Raw genomic sequence first — 21,258 nt, forward strand, 5'->3', positions numbered from 1 at the left:
GCGCGTCGTTACAGAGAGGTGACGAGATGGCGTCATGGCTGAATTCGGGGACCTCGCAGCAACTTGCGGCCCCGGAGCGGCAGGACGACCCGTCCGCCGAGCCCAAACGAACCAGATGGACCTGGGACACCGTCTGGTCGAAGCATGTGGGTGTCATCCCACTGCCGATCTACCTGCTGCTCATCGTGGTCCTGGCCGGCCTCGCCTGGCAGGACGACCTGGCTCCGGACATACCGCACATGGCGGCACTGCTCGGTGTGTGCGGGTACACCTGCCTGGAGGTCGGTCGTCGCATCCCCGTCTTCCGCGCCATCGGCGGGTCGGTCATCCTTGTCACGTTCCTGCCGGCGTTCCTGGTAGCTCAGGAGTGGATCCCGAAGGACGTCGCCGAGCACATCTCGACGTTCTACGAGTCGTCGAACATGCTGTACGTCTTCATCTCGGGCATCATCGTCGGCTCGATCCTCAGCATGAACCGGGAGATCCTGGTCAAGGGGCTCCTGAAGATCTTTCTTCCGCTCTTGGCGGGCTCTGTGGCCGCCCTGCTCGTCGGGTCGCTGGTCGGATGGGCGATCACGGGCGACCTGGAGCACACCATCTTCTACATCGTCGTGCCCGTCATGGGCGGTGGTCTCGGCGAAGGCGCGGTCCCGCTGACTCTCGGCTACTCCCAATCCGGTGCCGGAGAGGCCGGCACCTTGCTGGCGCAGGTGCTGCCCGTGATTCTGTTCGCCAACGTCTGCGCCATCCTCTGCGCCAGCGCCCTATCGGTACTCGGCCGCCGCCGTCCCCACACCACGGGGAACGGCCGACTGCAGCCGAGCTCGGACGCGGACGACATCCCCCACCAACACGAGGGAAAGCCGGGTCCGTTCAACGTACGCATGCTTGCCGCCGCGGGGTTCATGGTGGTCGGCCTCTACCTCATCGGCCAGCTGGCGCACGTGACGCTCGACTGGCCCGCCCCGATCGTGATGCTGGGCGTCACCATCGCCCTCAAGCTCAGCCGCAAGCTCCCGCTCGGCCTGGAGCGGCACGCCTCGATCGTCTACGATTTCATGTCGACCAGCGTGGCGTACCCGCTGATGTTCGCCGTCGGTGTCGCCTCGACGCCGTGGGACGAGCTGGTCCAGGCGTTCAGCCTGGCGACCGTGGTCACCATCATCGCGACCGTCGTCACCATGGTGTGCGTCGCCTACCTCGTCGCCTCGCGCCTGCGGATGTACCCGGTCGACACCGCGATCGTCATCGGCACCCACAGCGGACTCGGTGGGACCGGTGACGTCGCGATCCTGAGCGCTGCCAGGCGCATGGAGCTGATGCCCTTCGCTCAGGTGGCGACCCGGATCGGTGGCGCCGTCACCGTATCCCTCGCCCTCGTCGCGTTCACGAGTCTGCACTGACACGTACCAGAGGGACGAGGGGAAGCCGCGGGACGGCGCGGGCTCACAGGGGTCCGCGCCGTCCCAGCCGATAGGCGCCACTGAATCCGACGTGCTCGATCATGATCCGCTCGGCGGTGTACCCGTCTCCGGCCCGCAGCGCCCGGCACAACTGCTCATGCGCGATCAGTTGGTTCTTGGCCTGGTCGGGGTCGAGCCACAACGACGCTCCCGCGGGCACGGAATGACTGTCGTGCAGCGCGCGTGCGTGCTCTCCCAGGAAGGAGGGCCCACCGATGTCGGTGATAGCCAGATGGAAACGACGGCTCTGCTCACCGAGCAGCTCGTGCCGTCCCTCCCGCTCGTTCTTCACCATCGCGTCGTGCAGTGCCGTCAGCTCCTGCAACTGGGGCTCAGTGATCGCGGCAGCGGCAAGTCGCGCCCCCAGTCCCTCCACGACCGCCCTGACCCGGTAGAACTCCAGCAGAGCATCATCTGTGAGATCGATGACCGTCGCGCCCTGGTGACGCTCGTAGGTGATGAGGCGGTCCCTCTCCAGCCGCCGGAAGGCCTCCCGGACCGGAGTGATCGATACCCCCAGGCGCTCCGCGACCGCTGCCGCCCGAAGCGGCGTTCCGCCGGCGATCTCGGCGTTGCGGATCTCCTTCGACAGCAAGCCGTAGACGTAATCCGCCTTGCTCATGGGCTCCTTGGCCGCACTCAATTGCTCTCCCGCTGCCACCGTGTGTCTGGCGCCTTCGTACGGCCCAGATTCATAAGGTAGCGCGTCGGTCTCACGCCTCATCGGGGCAGGAACGCCTCCTCGCCGCATCCTTCGACCTCACCGGCCGAGGGCACCTGCTCAACTCAGTTGGAAGTTCGGCATGATTCTGCGACCGCCGATGTCGTGGGTCGTTGTCCCAAGTCCTGAGTGCATGCCGTCCGCCCGGACGCCGTGAGGAACATCAACACCGGTCTCTTCCACGTCAGTTCGGGCACCACCCGTCGACCGCGACTGGAACCCCCCGCCGACGCCGCGGCGGTGTTTTCCTGCACGACGTGGCGAAATCCTTCATCCGCGTTCATCCACGCGTACGGGTTGGAGGCACGGTCTTCACGTCCACCCGAGACCGGGGTGTGCAGGATTGCCATCCGATACCCCGTACATATGCAAGATTTTGCCATTGACCGGCGAAAATTCGCTGGTTAGCGTCAAAGCATGACCCAGGAAGCCCTTTCGGGCAGCATCGACGAGCTGGACCGCCGCGTCATCGCGGCCCTCCAGCTCAACGGTCGTGCCCCGTGGAGTGCGGTCGCGCGGTGGGTGGGTGCCAGTGAGACCACGGCCCAGCGCCGCTACACGGCCATGCGCGAGCGGGGACTGCTGCGGGTCACCGGCACCCTGGAGCTCGACCGCACACGGCAGGGCTCCTCCATGCTGGTCCGGGTGCAGGCCCGGCCGGGGCGCGGCCTTGAGGTCGCGGCCAGGTTCGCGGAGAGTCCCGATGTCCGCTTCGTGGCCGTCGTCACAGGGTCCGCCGACGTCATCGTCGACTTCGTCGCCCGCGACAACGAGGAAATGCTGCGGATGCTGTTTACCGACCTGCCGGCGGCGGACCTCATCACGAGCACCGAGGCGGCCCCTGTCATCCGATCGTTCACCACGGCGGCGATGTGGGACACCGGGCTGCTCCCGCCGGCCGCGGTCGCCGCGCTGCGGCCGGACCCGTGGTCACCCGCAGGAGACCGGCCCGGCAGGGACCGCGCACCGCAGGCGCTCACCCCGCTCGAGCAGGAGATCGCCACCGCCCTGCGGGAGGACGGTCGGGTGCAGGTCAGCATGCTGGCCCGCCAACTGAAGCATGCGCAGTCAAGTGTCGCGCGCGCCATGGACCGACTCATCTCCCGGGGCATTCTCCAGTTCCGTACGCTTGTGCAACCGCCACTCCTCGGGTTCGACGCGGAGTTCATGGTGTGGCTGTCCATCGAGCCCGATCAACTGGATGCCGCGGGCAGGCAGCTCGCCAAGCATCCGGGCACGAAGTTCCTCAGCGCGGCAACCGGGCGTTTCAACCTCGTCGGGCACGTGGTGCTGCCCCGCCGCGCGGACCTCTTCCCCTACACCCGGGATGTCATCGGAGCGTTGCCCGGCCTCATGGCATCCGACGTGACCCTGCACCTCGTCACCATGAAGTACTCCTGGCACCGCATGGTCCACCCCGCCTGAACCCTCGGCCCGCCGTCGAACTCGCGCATCGTCGCGCGAGCACACGCCTCACCACCCGATTCCGAACGCCCGGCTCCGCCCCCCGTTATGAACGGCCAGCCCCGAACAGCCGCTCCAGAACGTCCGGTTGCGAATGGCCAGTACCCAAGGATTGCCCCCTCTTCCGTGGAGTTGCTGGTGTGTTCCAGGTCTGATGGCGTCGAGTTGCTGGACAATTGACCGTTCAGCAGCCTTCGGAGGCCGTCATGCCCCGCAGCTATCCGCCCGAGTTCCGCCGTAAGGTCCTTGATCTCGTCGAGTCCGGCCGGAAGATCGCCGAGGTGGCCAAGCTCCTCGGCATCAGCGATCAGACGATCTACGCCTGGCGGCGCCAACACCTGATTGATACCGGGCAGGTGCCCGGCACCACCAGCAAGGAAAGTTCTGAGCTGGCTGCGGCTCGCCGCCGGATCACCGAGCTGGAGGCCGAGTTGGCCATCCACCGGCGGGCCGCCGAGCTGCTGGGCGAGGTGACGTCCCCAAAAGGCGGTTCGAAGCCATCCACGTGATGGCCCAGGAGCACCTGCCCGTGCAGCTCGCCTGCCGGGTGCTGCACGTCGCGGAGTCCGGCTACTACGCCTGGCGCGTGAGACCGCCGTCGAACCGCCTGGTCAAGCATGCCTGGCTGACCGAGGCCATCGTCGGCATTCATGCCGCTTCCCGCGGCACCTACGGTTCGCGCCGAGTGCATGCCGAGCTCGACCTGGGGCTGAGCATCCACGTCAGCCACGGCACCGTGGAACTGCTGATGCAGCGAGCCGGCCTGCACGGACTGCCCGGTAACCGCCGCCCCCGCGCCAAGCACGTCACCCCCTCAGTCGAGGACCTGGTGGAGCGCAACTTCACCCGGCACGCTCGTGACCAGCTGTGGGTCACCGACATCACCGAACACCCCACCTTCGAGGGCAAGGTGTACTGCGCGGTCGTCCTGGACACGTTCTCCCGCCGAGTGGTGGGCTGGTCGATCGACGCCTCACCCACCGCGGCCCTGAACACCAACGCCCTGGCCATGGCGATCGGCAACCGTTCCCCACAACCCGGCGGCACCATCATTCACTCCGATCACGGGGTGCAGTTCGGCTCCTGGGCCTTTACCGAACGAGCCCACGCGTCCGGACTGTTGCCCTCGATGGGCTCCATCGGAGACTGCGTGGACAACGCGATGATGGAGTCCTTCTGGGCCCGAGTCCAGGTCGAACTGCTCAACCGCAGAAGATGGTGGACCCGGATGGAGCTCTCCACCGCGCTCTTCGAGTACCTCGAGATCTTCCACAACCGGCAGCGGAGGCATTCCGCACTGGGCATGCTCAGCCCGGTGGAGTACGAACTCCGCACACCACCGGTAGCGTGAAACCAAGTAACTCGGCTCCACTCAACTCGGGACACACCAAAACAGCCCGCCCCGACATACGTCGACACGATCGCCCTGACGGCATCCTCCATGAGTACCAACATGCCTCATAACCAGCGCGGATGAGGTTTTCGGCAAGCGCAGGGTCACGATGCCCACCTTCACCCGCGACGGTGACCGTCGCGCTCATGACGTCGCACCATACGACCCCCATGCCCAGCACCCGCACTGATCCACCCACCCCAGCAAGAGCCATCAGAAGCGACCTAGGTGACTTCCCGTCCGTCCGCCTCCACAGAGATCACCGTCGGTAGCTCCGCGACCCGTAGCCGGGCGCTGCCGTATGGCACCAGGGGGCAGTCCACCGCCGGCGAGCCCGTCACTACCGGGCTGTCCGGCGGATGCGGTGCGGAGCCGTGCTGCGCCCGCCACTCCGGCACGCGGGCGCCGCGGCCGCGGATGGTGACCGGGGGGCCTTCGGCGGTGAAGGGGACGTCCGGTACCGGGGTGCGCTCGACCGGCCAGTTCTCCAGGCCGCCCCGGGCGCGGGCGTGCAGCCCGAAGTTCCAGGAGGACAGCGGAACCACCTCCCACTCACCGAGGCCGCGCGCCTCGGGCAGCGGACGCCACGACTCGGCGACCGGCACCACCATGACGAGCGGTCCGAGCCGCACGCCCAGCGCGCCCCGCTCCCGGCGCACCCGCCGGATCGCCATCGGCAGACACAGCTCGACGACGTCGCCGCTGCTCCATGTCCGGTCGAGCACGACGTAGCCGTCCGTCCCGGCGACCGCGGCGATGCTCTCCGCGTTGACCCGCAGCTCCGGTGCCGTGCACCAGCCCGGGATCCGCAGCCGCAGGGCGAACCGGGCGGGCGTGCCGAGCGTCAGCGTGAGCCGGACCGTCTCGTCGAACGGGTACTCCGTCTCCTCCTCGATGGTCACGTCGGTGCCCGCGACGCGGGTGGTGAGCGTGCTCGGGGCGTAGGCGAACACGGCCAGTCCGTCCGCCGCCTGCATCCACAGCGAGGCCGCGAACTTCGGCCAGCCCTGGTGCAGGTTGGCCATGCAGCAGCCGTAGTGTGGTTCTAGGCCGAAGATGTTGGCGTCGTCGGAACTGTGGGTCCAAAGCCGCTCGTCGACCGTGGCGGCGATCTGGGTCGCCTGCTGGTGATACTGATGGGCCTTCATGGTCGGGTCACAGGCCGCGGCCAGCTGGTTGAACGCCACCAGCTCGCCGAGATCGCCGAGTTCGCCCTCCCCGAAGGCGAGCGCCGACTGCTCCAGCGTGTACAGGTACTCGACGACCTGGCACGTCTCGATGCCCTGGTACGCCTCCCGCCCCGCCAGCCACTCGTCCCCGGAGAACATGCCGTGGACCTGGCCGTGCCAGCGGTCCAACTCGCCAAGACAGGACCGCAGTTCCGTCATGCGTCCGACGCCCGTACCGTTCCCGGCCGCGCCCGCGTCCGTGTTCGCGGCGGCGTCCAGGAGTGCCCGTACGGCCGGGACCTTCAGCCCCATCGCGACGTTCGGACCGTGGGTGAGGTGGTCGAAGACGGTGGCGCGGCCGGTGATCAGGTCCTCGGTGAGGTAGCGAGTCCAGTCGGCGTTCTGCTCCATGAGCAGTTCGCCGAGCCGAAGCCAGCGTGCGTCCCCGTCCCGGCGGTGCAGCCACAGCGCGGCGAGTACGTTCTCGGTGGCGCGGACGGCGCCCCACTCCGTGAGCGGCCGCCCCGGCAGATGCTCCAACTCGTACGCGAAGTAGCGGGCCAGGAACGGCGGAACACGCTCGTCGCCGGTCGCCTCGGCGTGCTGCACGAGGACCTTGAGGGCGACCATGCGCGGCCACCAGTCGTCGTTCGCCTGCGGGCCGAACTGCCCGTCCGGGCGCTGGCTGGCGAGGATCCACTCGATCCACGCCTTCGCCTTGCCCAACAGGGCCTCGTCGCCCAGGACATGGGCGAGCGGCACCAGGCCGTCGAGGTAGTAGGGGCCGCGTTCCCAGTTCTCGCCGGGGCCACCGAGCCAGCCGGAGTCGGGGCCGAGGTCCGGCCAGATCTCCTCGGCCCGGCCGGTGAGCCCGGCGGCCTGCAACTCCAGCTGGCGGCGCAGCCAGCCCCGGGGGCGTATCTCGCCGAGTCGTACGGGTTCGAAGGTCATGCCCATGTGCGGTGCGGGTCCTCTCGGTGCGTGCGAGTCGGGAAACGTCGTAAGGGGTGAGAAGAGCGCGGCGGTCAGTCGCCCGAGACGGTCGAGCCGCGGACCACGAGCCGCGGCTCGACCAGTTCGATGCCGCGCCGCCCGGAACCGGAATCCGACTGGATCTCGGCGAGCAGCAGTTCGGCCGCGCGTCGTCCCAGGAGTTCCAGCTCCATGTCCACGGTGGTGAGTTGGGGGCGGCTCGCCGACCACATCACCTGCCAGTTGTCGTAGCCGGTGACGGCGATGTCGTCCGGTACACGCAGACCGCGCTCGCGCAGCCGGTCGGCGGCCGCGCGCGCCAGTTGGTCGGAGGAGCAGATCAACGCGGTGACCGGCGAGTCGGCGGCCTCACCGTCCGTACGCAGGGCGAGGTCGACCGCTCTGCGTCCCCACGGCTCGCTCCATTCGCCGAACAGCGGCTCCCCGGCGAGTTCCATGCCGGCTTCGGTGAGGGCCTTGCGCAGGGCGGCGGCCCGCACCCGCGAGGTGTTCTGCTCGGCACGCCCCGCGATGTGCGCCACCCGGCGGTGGCCGAGGGTGCGCAGGTGGTCGACGACCAGCCGCATCCCTGCCGCGTCGTGCGGCAGTACGGAGATGTCGTCCGGGTCGGTGGAGGGCGCGAGCGCGTAGACGACCGGCACCGGGACCTCGATCGGATCGCGGGCGTCGGTGGTCTTGCCGGTGACGATGATGCCGTCCACCCGCCGTGCCACGAGGGTGCGCAGGTGGTGCTGCTCGCGTACCGCGTCGTGCCGGGCGGTGGCGACCAGCGTCGAGATCTCGCCCGCCGCGAAAGCGTTCTCCGCGCCCTGCATCACCGGCATGCTGAACCGGCCGATGTCGTCGGTGCTGAGCAGGCCGACGATGAACGTGCGCCGCATCGACAGCGCGCGGGCTCCGGCGTCGGAGACGAAGCCGAGCCGGTCCGCCGCTTCCCGCACCCTCTCCCTGGTGGTCGCCTTCAACGCCCCCGAGTCGTTCAGGGCCTTGGAGACGGTGCTCGGGGAGACACCGGCGGCGCGTGCGACGTCCACGAGGCGCACGGGCCGGCCATCCTGCTTCATGTTTCCTCCGCGTTTCCGGTCGTTCTCATCGGACACCAATGGGCTCAACTCGTCAATCCCGCCGAAGAGTTCACCTGGCGGAAACACGGGAGAAACAGAGGGTTGACGGCCCGTCGGCGCGCTCCTACGGTTCGGGAAATCGGTTTCCTGATTTTCCCTCTGGCAGGAGTTGGACACGATGGAGCTCACCCGGAGCCGGTTCCTCACGCTGCTCGCCGGCGGTGTGGTCGGCACCGCACTCACCGGCTGTGCCACGTCCCCGCCACCCATCGACGTCACCTCGGCGGCATTCGAACGGCGGGCCGGCGGCACGGTGAACGTCTGGTGCCGCGGTGGGCTGCGCGCCACCTCTGAGCGGTTCGTCTCCGCGTTCCACGCGGCACAGGACCGGGTCCGCGTCCGGCTCACGCCCGTGCCCGACGGGGCGTACGTCACCAAACTCGCCACCGCCATCCGCGGCGGCCGGATGCCCGACCTCGTCGACATCGATGTCATCAACTCGGCCGCGTTCGTCCAGCGCGGCGTCTTCGCCGATCTGACCCCGCTGATCGAGAAGTTGCCGTACAGCGACCGGCTCAGCCCCGGCCACCTCGCCCTTGCCGAGCGCGACGGCCATTACTACGGCGTTCCCGCGCTCGCCGACAACTCCGCGCTGTGGTGCAACCGGGCCCTCCTCGACCGAGCGAAGGTCGACCTCCACGATGCCACCGGCTCCTTCGAGGGGTACCTGGAGGCGGCGCGCGCCGTGCGCGGTCTCGGTGAGGGGCACTACGGCTGGTACCTGCCCGGAAACGGCTCCGGGGGCCTCGCCTTCACCGTGCAGCCGCACATCTGGGCCGGCGGCGAGGACCTGGTCGCGGGCGCCATCGGTAACCAACGGGCGAACGTCGCAGGCAACGAACCACTGCGACGCACCCTCACGTTCCTGCACACCCTGTGGGAGGAGCGGCTGATGCCGCGCGACTGCTTCGCCGACGACGGCGCCCGCTGGACGGCCGCCTTCTACGCCGGAAAGATCGCGATGCTGCCCAGCGGCTACAACATCACGTACCCGAAAGCCCCAGCGGCGCTGCGCGACGACCTCGCGGTGCGCCTGCTCAGCGGCCCGACCGGCGGCCACGCGTTCTTCGCCGGCGGCAACAGCTTCGGCATCCCCAACGGCGCCGACAACCCGTCGGCGGCATGGGAGTTCGTACGGTTCTGCCTCGACGTGCGCCAGCAGGACGACCTGCCGGACACCGGCCTCGCCCCGGTCCGCGCCGACGCCGCCACGCACGCCTTCCGCAAGAAGTACCCCCTCGCAGTGGCCCCGTTGGACGACATCGACTCCGGCCGCACCCCGCTCGCCCTCGCGTACAACCGCCTCTTCAACCAGAACGACGGCCCGTGGCTCGCCATGATCCGCCGGGCCGTCTTCGGCGGCGAGGTCGACCGGGCGATACGTGAGGGCCAGCAGCGCTTCGACGAGGTTCTTCGACAGGGGGACGCATGAGTACGACCCTCAAGGCAGCCCCGACCGAGCGGAGTTCGGCAACTCCGACCGGGCACGCCTCCAACAGGCGGCAATCCGGTTCACTCACTCACCCCGCCAGGACCGGCCTCCTGCTCGTCGCGCCCGCGGTCCTGTTCGTGCTCGTCTTCGTCTGCACACCGCTGGTCGTGGCCGGATACATCTCACTCACCGACTTCCCGCTCATCGGCTCCTACCACTTCACCGGCCTGAAGAACTACGAACTCGCCCTCACAGACCCGGTGTTCCTGCCGTCCATCGGCTACACCCTGCTCTACACGGCGATCGTCACCGTCCCGATTCTGCTCCTCGGCTACGCCCTGGCCGTCCTCGTCAGGGCCAATCGCCGCGGTTCCACACTGCTGCGCACGATCTTCTTCCTGCCGTTCATCATCGGCCTGACGACGATCAGTTTCACGACTCTCCTTGAGGCCCAGCCCAACAGCGGCGCACTCAACGCCTCCCTCAAGGCGCTCGGCATCACCGACGGCACCACGGCCTGGCTGGTCGACGGCCCGCTCGCCACGGGAGTCATCGCCGTCATGGTCGTCTGGGGCACCTCGGGTCTCACCATGGTGCTTCTGATGTCGGCCATGCAGGCCATCCCCAAGGAGGTCTACGAGTCGGCCGAGTTGGACGGCGCAGGCTGGTGGCGCACCGAACGGCACATCACGCTGCCCATGGTGCGCCGGGCCCTCGCACTGAGCGCAGTGATCTCCGTGATCGGCTCCCTGCTGGCATTCGGCCAGTTCTACATCCTCACCCAGGGTGGTCCCGGATCCGAGACCACCACCGTGGTGATGTCCATCTACCGACGCGCCTTCGTGGACCTGCAGTTGGGCACGTCCAACGCGATGTCGCTCATCCTCGTACTGATCATTGCCGTCATCGCAGCCGTGCAGTTCTGGCTGCTCCGCGAGAAGGACTGAGGTGCCATGGCCACGACCGTGACCGCACGGCCGACCGGGCCGCGACGCTCCGACACCCGCATCAAGCTACTCCTCTATGTCCTCGGTGGGGGCGGTGCCGCCCTGGCCTTCCTCGTCCCGCTCGGCTTCGCGCTGTTCCGCTCCGCTCAGCCGAACGACGTCATCATGAACAAGCCCACCCTGGCGACGTTCTTCGACTGGACGACCGACAACTTCCACCGCCTGCTCAGCGACGGCGGCATGGCCCGCCCCGTCCTCAACAGCCTGCTCGTGTCGCTGTCCACGGCGGCGCTGACGGCCGTGCTGGCGACACTGGCGGGGTACGGCTTCGCGCGCTTCGTCTTCCGCGGCCGGGGCGTTCTCCTGAGCGTCGTCGTGCTGACCATGATGGTGCCGTTCCAGGCCATCCTGACCCCGCTCTACCTGGAGCTGAACACGCTCGGCCTGACCGACTCGCTGCTCGGTCTGGTGCTCTTCTACACCACGGTCAACCTGCCGTTCGGCGTCATCGTGATGCGCAACGCCTTCGCTGCCATCCCTGCCGAGCTGGAGGACTCGGCGCACGTGGACGGTGCGGGCACGGCGCGACTGCTCCTGTCGGTCCTGCGCCCGCTCATCGCTCCGGGCGCGGCGACAGTGGCCCTGTACGCGTTCCTCGCGTCCTGGACGGAGTTCCTGGGCGCCCTCACCTTCCTCACCGACCCGGACCTCTTCACCCTGCCGGTCAGCCTCTCCAACCTGCAGCAGGGCACCTACGGCCAGGTCGACTACGGCCTGCTGGCGGCCGGCGCGGTGCTGGCCATGATTCCCTGTGTGGTGCTGTACGTGGGCCTCCAGCGCTTCTACGTCGCGGGGCTCGCGTCGGGGTCGGTGAAGGGCTGAGGGCCGGGTGTGTGGCCGGGCTGTCCACGGGCGCCTTTCCTTCGGGGGAGCCGAATCGCATGAACCGCCATCGGCATGCAGACCAGAATGCGGCACATCAGTCCGCCCGGCACTGGAGGGCCGACCATGCCCCAGGGCCGCAACGTCACCACGATGGTGCTCCACCCGCACCTCATGGGCTACTTCAAGGCGCCCGCCGCATCTCGGCTGAGCGCTGTGAGCGCGATGTGCACCGCGTGGTGACGGCGGCCTCTGCGCCTTCAAGGGAAAACGATCTCCGGACTCCAGTACTTGGCGACGCCATCGGCACCGTAGCCGACTCCGATTCCCAGAGCTTCCAGCGTAGAGGCATAAAACCGTTCGCTGGCCTCGAAGTCCGAGCGCGGCCAGACCGATCAAGCACCTCTGCGAGGCGTTATCAGTAGCCACCTGCGGCGATTCGGGATGTTCCGGCACCGCCCCGGACCGCGGCGATCCGGCGGGTGGCGGCATCGCGCAGCAGCCCGATGTCGTTGCCGGGGGTGACCAGGTGAAAGCCGGCCTCGACCAGTTGCAGAGCCTCTGACTCGTCCGCGCAGAACCCTCCCACGTAGCGACCGGCACCGCGGACCGTGTCGGCCACCTTGTGCAGCGCCTTCAACACGGTGGGCGAGAGCTGTCCGGGACGCTCGCCGAGGGACAGCGCAAGGTCGTTGGGGCCGACGTAGATGCCGTCCAGACCGTCCACGTTCACGATCTCGTCGAGATTGTCCAGTGCCTGCCGCGATTCCACCATGGCCCAGGTCAGTACGGTCCGGTCCGCTTCGGTGACGTAGTCGGCGCCGCCGTAGAGCAGTCCCCGGGCAGGGCCGTAGCTGCGCCGTCCGTGGGGCGGATATCGGCAGGACGCCACGAAGTCGGCGCAGGAATCGGCGTCGTCGATCGCGGGGCAGATGACCCCGTACGCACCGGCATCGAGCAGTTTGCCGATCTGTGCCGGGTCGGACGAGCTGCACCGCGCCATGGGTGTGGCGGGCCCACTCGACACGGCCTGCAGCAGCCTGACAGCGCTGTCCGTGCCGAACATGCCGTGCTGCAGATCGACCGTGACGGAGTCGAATCCGGCGTGGGACACGGCTTCGGCGACGTAGGCGCTGTCGCCGGACAGCCAGGCGTTGACAGCGACGTCGCCGGTGTCGATGACTCCGCGGACGGTATTGCTTCTCATGATCGGACCTTCTTTCGATCTTCAGGAAATTCCTGGTGAGTTCGTGGTGAACGATGGCGACCAGGCCGGGTGGAACGTGTGCGGCGCTTTTGCCGCGCCGGTCAGCGGGCGAGCCAACTGCGTAGATGACCGGCCAGGACGGTGGGGGCCTCGATCGGGCACATGTGGCCGGCGCCCTGGATCGTGTGGTGCTCGGCACTGGGGATCGCGGCGGCCAGCTCGGCCTGCAGCGCTGCGGGGCATGTCTGATCCAGTTCACCGGTGATCACGAGCGTGGGGACCGCGATCCGGTTGAGACGGGGCCGGCTGTCGGGTCGTGTGGCCTGAGCGGCAAGCTGACGCAGAAATCCCTCGGCGCCGACGGTGCGGGCCATGGCCAGGTTCCGCCGGGTCAGCTCCGCTCTGCGCCCCGCCGGCAGCGTGGCTGACGCGAGCTCCGCGGCAACTGCGGCGAATTCACCGGCTTCCACACGCGCACGCCAACTCGACCATGCCGCAAGCTGCCCTTGCGAGGGCCCGCGGGCACTGGAGTTGACCAGCCCCAACCGCGTGACACGGTGCGGTGCCTGCCGGTACGTCTCAAGGGCCACGATGCCGCCCAACGAGTGCCCGGCGAGCGCGAACTGCGGCGAGGCCACGGCCAGGACTCCGGCGGCCATCGCGGACACCGTGTCGTCCCGGTCGATTTGGCACACGCGCACGGCGGCACGGTCGTGCACCCCGGGGACGACCCCGTCCCAGGCCGTGGCGTCACCGAGCATTCCGCCCAACAACACCAGCGGTTGGCGCCCGGTACTCGACACGCGGCCACTCCCGTTCCCGGGCGCCGACTTGGGTTCTTCGTGGCTGATTGGCTTCTCTTCTCATACGTATACACTGACGATCCGTCTGCACCGTTCCTCGCGAGCCGCTTGGAGGGTCCGCCATGGCCGCACCCGTTACCAGCCACGACGTGGCCCGTGTGGTGGGTGTCTCGCAGGCCACCGTCTCTCGTGCTCTGCGGGACGACCCCAGCATCTCGGCGCGCACCAAGAGCCGGGTGCTGGATGCGGCCGCGAAGCTGGGCTATGTGGCCAACGAACTGGGGCGCAATCTGTCCACGCGCACCACGCGCAGGATCGCCCTGGTGGCCGATCTGGACAATCCGCTGTGGCCGCTGCTGGTGGCCGAGATCCACGACGAGCTCAGCTCCCACAACTACTCGATGACGTTGCTCACCGAGCGTGGTGACCCCGGTGGGATGCAGGCGAACCTGCTGGGGGGCTGGGCCGACGGGGTCGTCATCACCTCCGCACGGCAGGCGGCCCAGCTGCCCTTCGAACTCGTGCGACGGGGTGTCCCGTTGGTGCTGGTGAATCGGACCGTCGAGGGCCTGGACGCCGATTGCTCGGTCGCCGACAACGCTGCGGGGGGCCGGGCCGCCGCCCAGCTTCTGATCGAGTCGGGGCATACCCGGGTGGGGGCGCTGTTCGGGCCCGCCGATACCAGCACGGGCCGGGACCGGGAGCTGGGGTTCCGTGAAGGTCTGGCCGAGGCGGGGATGGCTCTGCACCCGGCAGATGTGCGGCACGGCCCGTTCGACTACGCGTACGGGCGGGCTGCGCTGCCCGAGCTGCTCACGGGCGGGAGCGGTCCGACGGCGCTGTTCTGTTCCAACGACATCATCGCGATCGGGGCGATGAACACCGCGCACGAGCTGGGCCTGCGGGTGCCCGAGGACATCGCGCTGGTGGGTTTCGACGATCTCGCACAGGCGTCCTGGCCGTTGTTCAACCTGACGACGATTCATGTTCCCTTTCAGGAAATGCTGCGCAGCGCGGTGACGATGCTGCTCGATCGGTTGGAAGGGCGCGTCACGCAAGCCCGCCATCAGGTGCATCCGGTGACCCCCGTGTTGCGGGCAACACACCGGGTTGGCGGGCTGTCCGGATGAGCACTCTGGCGGCCGGCGGTATGGGTCTCGACACTCACCACGGTTCTCCGGGACGTGCCGGGGACGAACCGACCAGGGGCCGTCGGGGTCGGTGATGGGTGGGCCGGTCGAACGCGTCGTAGCAGCGGCCGGTTCCCGGTCATCGATTCACCGTGCGGTGGGCTCGTCGCCGCGGGCCCGGGCGATCTGGGCCATGACGGCGATCTCGTCGTAGACCCGCCACTCCCGAATGATCTTTCCCTTGCGCAGCAGGAACTGCGAGGAGCCGAGGATCTCGACCGGTGTCCGGGTGATCGGCCCGTAGATGGGGGCGCCGTCGTAGGTTCCCGTGAGCCGCCACAACACCCCGACCCTGGTTCCTTGTTCGTCGGCGGTGTTGACCGCGATGTCGCGGACCTCGATGGTCGCGTCGGGGAACGGCGCGATCATCTGGCTCAGGTCGATCCGGTAGTTGTGCGGCCGGGTGCGGACGCGGGCCCGGGTGGTCTCCAGGAACAGGTCCCGCTGAGTGAACTCGGGCACCCGCTCCAGGTGCCGCTTGTTCCACACCTCGCGCAGGAACTCGTCGATCATCGAGGCTTCTGCGGTGTGGGTGTCCGGGCGAGGCCCGGACTCCCCCGCGGTGACCGCCGAGTTCGGGGCCGGGGTACCGAACAGCCCCTCGGCCTCGTCGGTGAAGGCGACCTTCCTGGCGATCTCCTGCGGGTCCAGGCCCAGCGTGGTGACGACGCGGTACTCGTCGCGAACCACCCACTCCTCCTCGACGAGCCCGTTGCGAACGAGGCAGATGGCCATGTTGCGGGACTCGGAGTTGTTCAGCGTGGGCGGGCCATAGGTCGACCACCCCTCCTGCGGACCGCTGTGGAAGACGCGGTGGTGGCTGATGAATGCGTCGTCGCCGCGTTCCTCACAGATCACGTCCTCGGCGGTGCCGACCCTGTTCGGGAAGGCGCTCTTCTTCACGAGCGATCCGCGCAGCACGTCCTCCACTCCACGGATCGGCCCGTAGGCCCCGTGTACCACCATGTGCTGGGCGTAGTGCTCGGGAAGCCGGCCCATGCCGTAGTCGTCCCAGATCAGGTCGGTCCACGACAGGATGTAGTCCTCGGGGCTGTCGAACGGAGCGTGGGACTTCGGGTTGATGGCCATCGGGCTCGGGTTTCCTCTCAGGTGGTGACGGGAGCGTCCGGGGCGGTCCGGATGCGCGCGGCGCGAGCGCTCCGCGCCGCGCGCATCCTCTGCGGATCATGACTCGGCGCCCACCAGCGAGGCCGGGGCCAGGTATCCGTTGGCGTCGTATGCAGTGCCCTTGGCCAGAGCCGCGGCGCGGACCTCCTCGTCCCAGTCCAGGCGCACCCGCCCGTCGCCCTCGGTCATGACGACCAACTGGCCTGATCCGTCCCCGATGTTCTCCAGTTCGCGCCACGCCCCCGCGGGGACCGACAGGCAGTCGTAGGGGCCCAGTTCGGTGGAGACGGGCTCCTCGCGGTTCATCGTGACCCTCCAGTGCCCGTCCTTGACGATCAGGACCTGGGCGGCGTCGTGGCGGTGCCGGGACATGCCCTGACCGGGCGTGGCACGCAGCCAGGACAGGCTGAAACCGTGCGGGTTGTGCACCCGGGGCGCCTGGTTGCGGTCCTCGGTGATGCCGTAGCCCACGACCAGCGCGAACTCGGCCCCACCGCCGGGCAGTTCGGCGTCGAGAAACGGCGTGCTCGACCACCGGAGGTCCTCAGGGGTGGTGAGCCGGTCGCGCATCTGCTGCGCACTGACCGGAGGCAGCTTCGCGATCTCTTCCTCGGGCATCGGCGTCATCAGCTGCACGTCCGTGGGCGGCTCTCCGGGCTTCCCGAGCACCAGCCGGTTGTCCGCGGACAGGAAGCTGCCGCGCTCGGCCGCCGCCGTGAGCACCGACGGCGCCCAGACAACGCCGCCGGTCTCGTCCATGCCCAGCGAGGAGAACATCCAGCCGTCGTCGGCACCGATGTTGGTGAACCCGCGGAACATCCAGGTCGGCATGGTGATGACATCACCGGCCCGCACGACCGCCTCGCCCTCGGCACCGTCGACGCCCCACCGGAACAGCCACTCGCCGCTGAAGCAGCTGAACACCTCGGCGGTGAAGTGCATGTGCAGCGAGTTCGTGATCCCGTTGGGCATCGCCGCGACCCCGAGGTTGAACCCGTGCGGATCGGTGACCGGAACCACCTGGTCAGGGTTCTCCGAGACACCCGGCCCGATCAACGCGTAGTTCTCCTTGCCGGCACACTCCGGCAGACAGGTGTCGACGAACGCCGACTTGTCGGGGATCAGCTCGGTCCGCCGGATCGTGCGGCGCTCGATCTCTGCTGCCGTCACGGTGGTCGTGTCTGACATCAAATTCTCCTCACGTATACGTATACGGAGTGCTGGCGTGTCCACCTCGTGAACCAGTGGGACCCGTTGCCCCACCGCGCCGAGCACTGTTCAGCTGACGATCGCCGCCGACGACTGGTCGGACTTCGCCCGATACCCCTCGGGTGCGAGGCGGGCGCGGCGTCCCTTGAAGGCCAGGAGGACGACGGCGAACGAGAAGAGCGTGATGGCCATGACGTAGTAGGCCGGTGCCAGAGCGCCGCCGGACTCGACCAGCGCGGTGGCGATGAAGGGAGTGGTACCGCCGAACACGGTGAAGGCCAGGTTGTAGGTGATCGCGCCGGCGGTCACCCGTACTGCCGCCGGGAACATCTCCGCGACGCTCACCGTGACCACGGGAGAGATGAAGAACAGCGCGACCGCAAACACCAGCTCCGAGCCCAGTACCGCACCGAAGCCAGGCTGATCGGCCAGCATGAAGGACGGCAGGATGAGCACGCCCAGCAGCCCGGTCCCGATCAGCAGGCAGGGCTTGCGCCCGATCCGGTCGCACAGCTTGCCACCGAAGGGCAACGCTACGATCAACATGATCAGCGCGATCGAGTTGGCCAGCAGCGCCTCGCTCTTCGGGTGACCACCCGTGGTGGTCAGATAGGTGGTCAGGTAGCTGGAGAACAAGTAGGAGCCGACCGCATTGGAGATGGCGAAGGCGAAGAACACCGTCATCGGCTTCCAGGAAGTGCGCACCGCCTCGGTCACCGGCGCAGCGACGACGTTGCTGGTCTCGACCACCTTCTTGAACTCGGGGGTGTCCTCCATCTTGGAGCGGATGTAGAGCCCGATCAGGCCCAGCGGTGCGGCGATGAGGAACGGAATGCGCCATCCCCAGGAGTTCAGGGACGCCTCGCTGAGCGTCGAGGTCAGCAGCGTGGCGAACCCGGAGCTGGCGAGCAGCCCGACGAATACGCTGACCGCGACCCAGCTGCCGTAGTAGGCGCGCTTGCGCGGCGGCCCGTGCTCCACAACGAACGACACCGCACCGGAGTACTCGCCGCCGGCCCCGAAACCCTGCACGAGCCGGCAGGCCAGCAGCAGCGCGGGCGCGGCGACACCGATCACGGCGTAGCCGGGCAGCACACCGATGGCGAATGTGCCGCCGGACATCAGCAGAATCGTGAACGAAAGTACGAACTTGCGGCCCCGCCGGTCCCCATGACGCCCCATCACCAACCCGCCGAGCGGGCGGATCAGGAACGACACGGCCAGCACGGCATAGGTCGACAACAACGCCGCCGTCTGATCGGACTCGGGGAAGAACACGACCGCGAACACCGGGGCCAGATAGCCGTAGATGCCGTAGTCGAACCACTCGATGGCGTTGCCGATCATGGAAGCCACTATCGCTTTGCGGCCCGCGGCCCGCGTGCTCACAGCCCCGTCCGGATCTGTCGCTGCGATATCGGGCCCGCTCGGATCACTCATGGAAACCTCCATGTTTCCCTCCGCCGCGCCACTGGCCGGAGAAGTGCGAGTGCAGGAGTACCGACGATGCCCGTGACCTCGGCTGCTGGCGCGGCACTGCGGCTGCACGCGGAGCTCGGTCCGGTCGCTCGATCGGGTCGCTCGGTGGGGACCGTATGCGTATGCGTAATCGGTGTCAACGGTCTCAACGAAGCCGCATTGCGGGGCGAGTTGGGCGACTGCGCCCCGCCGGACAGGTCTCGAGGCGCACAAACAGGGAGGTCATCGCGGCCCGTCACACCGGCGCCGCCACCGACCGGCACCAACCGGTTCACGTCGCCCGGCCACAACGGGATTTGGGGTGATGCAGGCGCCGGACGCGCCTTGCCAGCCCCGAACTTCCAGAAACAAGAGCCCGAGGAAGCGACGGCATGACAGGTGCGCGTGCGATTCCGCGCACCTGTCAGCGGTCGGAGCCAGCGTCGAGCTCAACCGTCCGGTATACCCCCATCTCCTCGCGGGCCATCCGCGCGTACGGCGTTGAAGATCGGCGCACGCATCTACATGGAGAGTGCCGCCTCGCCGAGCGCGAGGCGGAACGCCGCGTCGGCGGCGACGCAGCGCTCGAGGTCGCGGTCCGTGCTCGCCTCGGCCGCCTCGCCGATCAGCCGCTGCAAGGTAGTCCGTTGGTCGCCGCCGGACACCGGTCCGGCCGAGCAGCGTGAGCGACTCGATCGCCTCCCGTGTCCAGCGCATGTGCGATGCCTGCCACAGAGCCAGCAGCACTGCACACCCTGCGGAGATTCAACGATCGACCCACCAGGCGACCAACCTCTGGTATACGTATACGGAAGCCGGACGGAACACCCTGTCCGAGTCCCTTGCTCCCTACCGTCACCCGGTGGAGATCTGCACTTTCCCCGCCTCAGGCCCCAGCGTGCCGCCCGTCGGCACCGGCACGACCGCAGGCGATGGGAATCGTCCACCGCTGTACCCATACATGGAGTTCGTCTCGTCCGCGATGACGTCGCCTTGCCGGAAGGACCGAGAAGCATGACCGAGCTCGCATCGTCGGCCTACGCCCCGTACAACGACCCCGAGGACTACATCCTGTCCTGGACGGACAAGATCTGGGAGGCACGGGGCATGGGTCAGATCCGTGACCACTACATGCCCGATCTGCGTGTGCACGGCGCCTACGGCACGATCACCGGCAGCGAACAGATCATCCAGGCGTCCCTGCAGAAGAACGCCGCCTACCCGCACCGGTCCTTCACCGGAGAGGACGTCGTGTGGGAGGTCCGGGACGAGAACACCTGGTTGAGCTCGCACCGAATCCTGAACTGCGGACGCCAGGAGGGCCATTGGCAGTACGGGCCACCGACGTTTCAACACACTGTCTCGCGCAACATAGCCGTCTGTCTGGTCCGTGACGCCATGGTCGCCGAGGAATGGGTCGTGCGTGACGAGTGGTCGGTCGTGGAGCAGTCCGGGCACGACATCGACGAGATCGCACGCGGGATCGCCTTCGCACCGAATTCCGGTCTCCTCGGCGACCGCCCGGAGAAGCTGCTGGGCGAGGCCCCCAAGAACCCTCTCGTCAAGGGTATTTCGGGGACTCGACCGGACCTCCGCCGCGACGAGGACGACCATGCCGTAGCGATGATCGACGAGGTCTGGAACCAGCACCTCGGCAACCTGGTGCCCGACTACTTCTGCCGTGACATCGTCATCAATACGACCCGCAACCTCACCTTCGCCCGCGAGGACGGGTACAAGGAGGCGCTCGACCGTCTGTTCGCGCCGTTCCCGGACGCGCAGGTCGAGGTCTATGACGTCGCGTTCAACGAGGATGCGTTCCACGGCACCCGCGTCTCGGTGACCTGGGTCCTTCGAGGGTCCTACTCCGGAACACCGCTCTACGGCCCCGTCACGAACTCCCCCATCGAGATCCTCGGGGTGTCCCAGTTCCAGTTCCGGCACGGAAAGATCATCCGGGAGTGGCGGGTGTACGACGAGCTCGCCGTCCTGGCGCAGATCAAGAAAGCCCAAGGCGCCGATCCCCGCTGACTGTTGGGGGCCTCGGCGGGCCACCTGGTGTGAGGCCCGCTGCGGCTCGCAGCCGGTGCACGATCTCGTCGACGCACCCGATGAGTCGTGAGGTCGGCCGGGAGACGTAGACGACGGCGAGCAGTTCGCCGGCCTGGTCCCGGAGCGGAATCCCGAGGGAGGTCAGCCCGATCTCTGCTTCCTCGCTGGCGAGCGCGTAGCCGGGCTCGCGCTCGACGCGCAGTCGGCTCAGTAATCCGCCGAGGTCACGCGGTGCGGCCAGGCCGTGCGTTGGGGCGAGCAGGTCGTCGGCCGTCAGGCCCTCCACCAGGTTGTTGTCGGAGCGAACAGCAAAGCGCGACCTGACGCGGTGCAGTGCAGGGGAGAGCTTCTGCCGACCCAACCGCCCGCCCGTAAGGACTGCATGGATTCTTCTCTGGGCACGGCGAGCGAGCGGTTGCCGCGTCGCACCGGGAGCACAGCGGGCTCACCGGACCGTGCGACGGCCCTGCGCGGCGCAGGCCGAGCGGACGCGCAGCAGGGCCGAGTCCCCAGCCCTGGAGGCGAGCACCGGCAGGTCCCAGCCCAGGCGGTAACGCGGCGAACACCGGGTTGCACACTCTCCGAGATCGCAGATCACCCCACAGGCTTTCGAAGAAGACAGT

General features: G+C 68.2%; 17 protein-coding genes and 1 pseudogene. 8 read left to right on the plus strand and 10 right to left on the minus strand.

The features are described from left to right. The first annotated feature begins 26 nt into the window (after nt 1–26). Nucleotides 27–1,403, plus strand: coding sequence for a 2-hydroxycarboxylate transporter family protein (locus OHA73_RS05205; protein WP_267071943.1), 1,377 nt, complete (start codon nt 27–29; stop codon nt 1,401–1,403). Nucleotides 1,404–1,446: 43 nt separating this feature from the next. Here OHA73_RS05205 and OHA73_RS05210 read toward each other — a convergent pair whose 3' ends face one another. Continuing rightward, nucleotides 1,447–2,106: a GntR family transcriptional regulator gene (locus OHA73_RS05210; RefSeq protein ID WP_327654350.1), complete on the minus strand. Its 660-nt coding sequence runs from the start codon at nt 2,104–2,106 to the stop codon at nt 1,447–1,449. A 495-nt stretch (nt 2,107–2,601) separates the two neighbouring features. Between OHA73_RS05210 and OHA73_RS05215 the strand changes: the two genes are divergently transcribed. Next, nucleotides 2,602–3,609: an Lrp/AsnC family transcriptional regulator gene (locus tag OHA73_RS05215; RefSeq protein ID WP_267071941.1), complete on the plus strand. Its 1,008-nt coding sequence runs from the start codon at nt 2,602–2,604 to the stop codon at nt 3,607–3,609. 245 nt (nt 3,610–3,854) lie between these two features. Continuing rightward, nucleotides 3,855–4,999 (plus strand): annotated as a pseudogene (locus OHA73_RS05220) (IS3 family transposase). 266 nt (nt 5,000–5,265) lie between these two features. Here OHA73_RS05220 and OHA73_RS05225 read toward each other — a convergent pair. After that, on the minus strand, nt 5,266–7,161 hold the full coding sequence (locus tag OHA73_RS05225; RefSeq protein ID WP_327654351.1) for a hypothetical protein: 1,896 nt from the start codon (nt 7,159–7,161) through the stop codon (nt 5,266–5,268). A 74-nt stretch (nt 7,162–7,235) separates the two neighbouring features. Further along, nucleotides 7,236–8,267: a LacI family DNA-binding transcriptional regulator gene (locus OHA73_RS05230; protein WP_267071939.1), complete on the minus strand. Its 1,032-nt coding sequence runs from the start codon at nt 8,265–8,267 to the stop codon at nt 7,236–7,238. A 178-nt stretch (nt 8,268–8,445) separates the two neighbouring features. Here OHA73_RS05230 and OHA73_RS05235 point away from each other — a divergent pair, with 178 nt between their 5' ends. Genes OHA73_RS05235 through OHA73_RS05245 form a run of 3 tightly spaced genes read left to right on the plus strand, consistent with a single transcriptional unit; the run spans nt 8,446 to nt 11,588 of the window. After that, nucleotides 8,446–9,759 (plus strand): ABC transporter substrate-binding protein, encoded by a 1,314-nt coding sequence (locus tag OHA73_RS05235; protein WP_327654352.1) that lies wholly within the window; start codon nt 8,446–8,448, stop codon nt 9,757–9,759. Further along, on the plus strand, nt 9,756–10,706 hold the full coding sequence (locus tag OHA73_RS05240; RefSeq protein WP_267071937.1) for a carbohydrate ABC transporter permease: 951 nt from the start codon (nt 9,756–9,758) through the stop codon (nt 10,704–10,706). The genes OHA73_RS05235 and OHA73_RS05240 overlap by 4 nt, the downstream gene beginning before the upstream one ends. A 6-nt stretch (nt 10,707–10,712) precedes the next feature. Then, the gene (locus tag OHA73_RS05245; protein ID WP_267071936.1) at nt 10,713–11,588 is read left to right on the plus strand and encodes a carbohydrate ABC transporter permease; all 876 of its coding nucleotides are present in this window, start codon (nt 10,713–10,715) and stop codon (nt 11,586–11,588) included. A gap of 418 nt (nt 11,589–12,006) precedes the next feature. On the opposite strand, the gene OHA73_RS05250 is transcribed toward OHA73_RS05245, so the two are convergent. Both OHA73_RS05250 and OHA73_RS05255 read right to left on the minus strand, forming a co-directional pair. After that, nucleotides 12,007–12,795 (minus strand): HpcH/HpaI aldolase family protein, encoded by a 789-nt coding sequence (locus OHA73_RS05250; protein ID WP_267071935.1) that lies wholly within the window; start codon nt 12,793–12,795, stop codon nt 12,007–12,009. A gap of 101 nt (nt 12,796–12,896) precedes the next feature. Continuing rightward, nucleotides 12,897–13,598, minus strand: coding sequence for an alpha/beta fold hydrolase (locus tag OHA73_RS05255; RefSeq protein WP_267071934.1), 702 nt, complete (start codon nt 13,596–13,598; stop codon nt 12,897–12,899). Between the two features lie 122 nt (nt 13,599–13,720). Here OHA73_RS05255 and OHA73_RS05260 point away from each other — a divergent pair, with 122 nt between their 5' ends. Continuing rightward, nucleotides 13,721–14,728 (plus strand): LacI family DNA-binding transcriptional regulator, encoded by a 1,008-nt coding sequence (locus OHA73_RS05260; protein WP_267071933.1) that lies wholly within the window; start codon nt 13,721–13,723, stop codon nt 14,726–14,728. 147 nt (nt 14,729–14,875) lie between these two features. Here the strand turns inward: OHA73_RS05260 and OHA73_RS05265 are convergent, their stop codons facing one another. The 3 genes from OHA73_RS05265 to OHA73_RS05275 all read right to left on the minus strand — a co-directional run bounded on the left by OHA73_RS05265 (nt 14,876) and on the right by OHA73_RS05275 (nt 18,577). After that, the gene (locus OHA73_RS05265; RefSeq protein ID WP_267071932.1) at nt 14,876–15,877 is read right to left on the minus strand and encodes a nuclear transport factor 2 family protein; all 1,002 of its coding nucleotides are present in this window, start codon (nt 15,875–15,877) and stop codon (nt 14,876–14,878) included. Nucleotides 15,878–15,973: 96 nt separating this feature from the next. Beyond that, nucleotides 15,974–17,104, minus strand: a complete 1,131-nt coding sequence (locus OHA73_RS05270) for a cupin domain-containing protein (protein ID WP_267071931.1) — start codon at nt 17,102–17,104, stop codon at nt 15,974–15,976. A gap of 90 nt (nt 17,105–17,194) precedes the next feature. Further along, nucleotides 17,195–18,577, minus strand: a complete 1,383-nt coding sequence (locus OHA73_RS05275) for an MFS transporter (protein WP_327654353.1) — start codon at nt 18,575–18,577, stop codon at nt 17,195–17,197. 1,020 nt (nt 18,578–19,597) lie between these two features. Here OHA73_RS05275 and OHA73_RS05280 point away from each other — a divergent pair. Further along, nucleotides 19,598–20,614, plus strand: coding sequence for a nuclear transport factor 2 family protein (locus tag OHA73_RS05280; RefSeq protein ID WP_327654354.1), 1,017 nt, complete (start codon nt 19,598–19,600; stop codon nt 20,612–20,614). Here OHA73_RS05280 and OHA73_RS05285 read toward each other — a convergent pair. Further along, nucleotides 20,583–20,921 carry an IclR family transcriptional regulator domain-containing protein gene (locus OHA73_RS05285; RefSeq protein WP_267071928.1) on the minus strand — a complete coding sequence of 113 codons (339 nt, stop codon included), beginning with the start codon at nt 20,919–20,921 and terminating at the stop codon, nt 20,583–20,585. The genes OHA73_RS05280 and OHA73_RS05285 overlap by 32 nt on opposite strands. After that, on the minus strand, nt 20,909–21,211 hold the full coding sequence (locus OHA73_RS45725; protein WP_443063032.1) for an IclR family transcriptional regulator domain-containing protein: 303 nt from the start codon (nt 21,209–21,211) through the stop codon (nt 20,909–20,911). The genes OHA73_RS05285 and OHA73_RS45725 overlap by 13 nt, the downstream gene beginning before the upstream one ends. Nucleotides 21,212–21,258 lie beyond the last annotated feature (47 nt).

Origin of the sequence: Streptomyces sp. NBC_00483, assembly GCF_036013745.1 — a bacterium.
Lineage (GTDB): Bacteria > Actinomycetota > Actinomycetes > Streptomycetales > Streptomycetaceae > Streptomyces.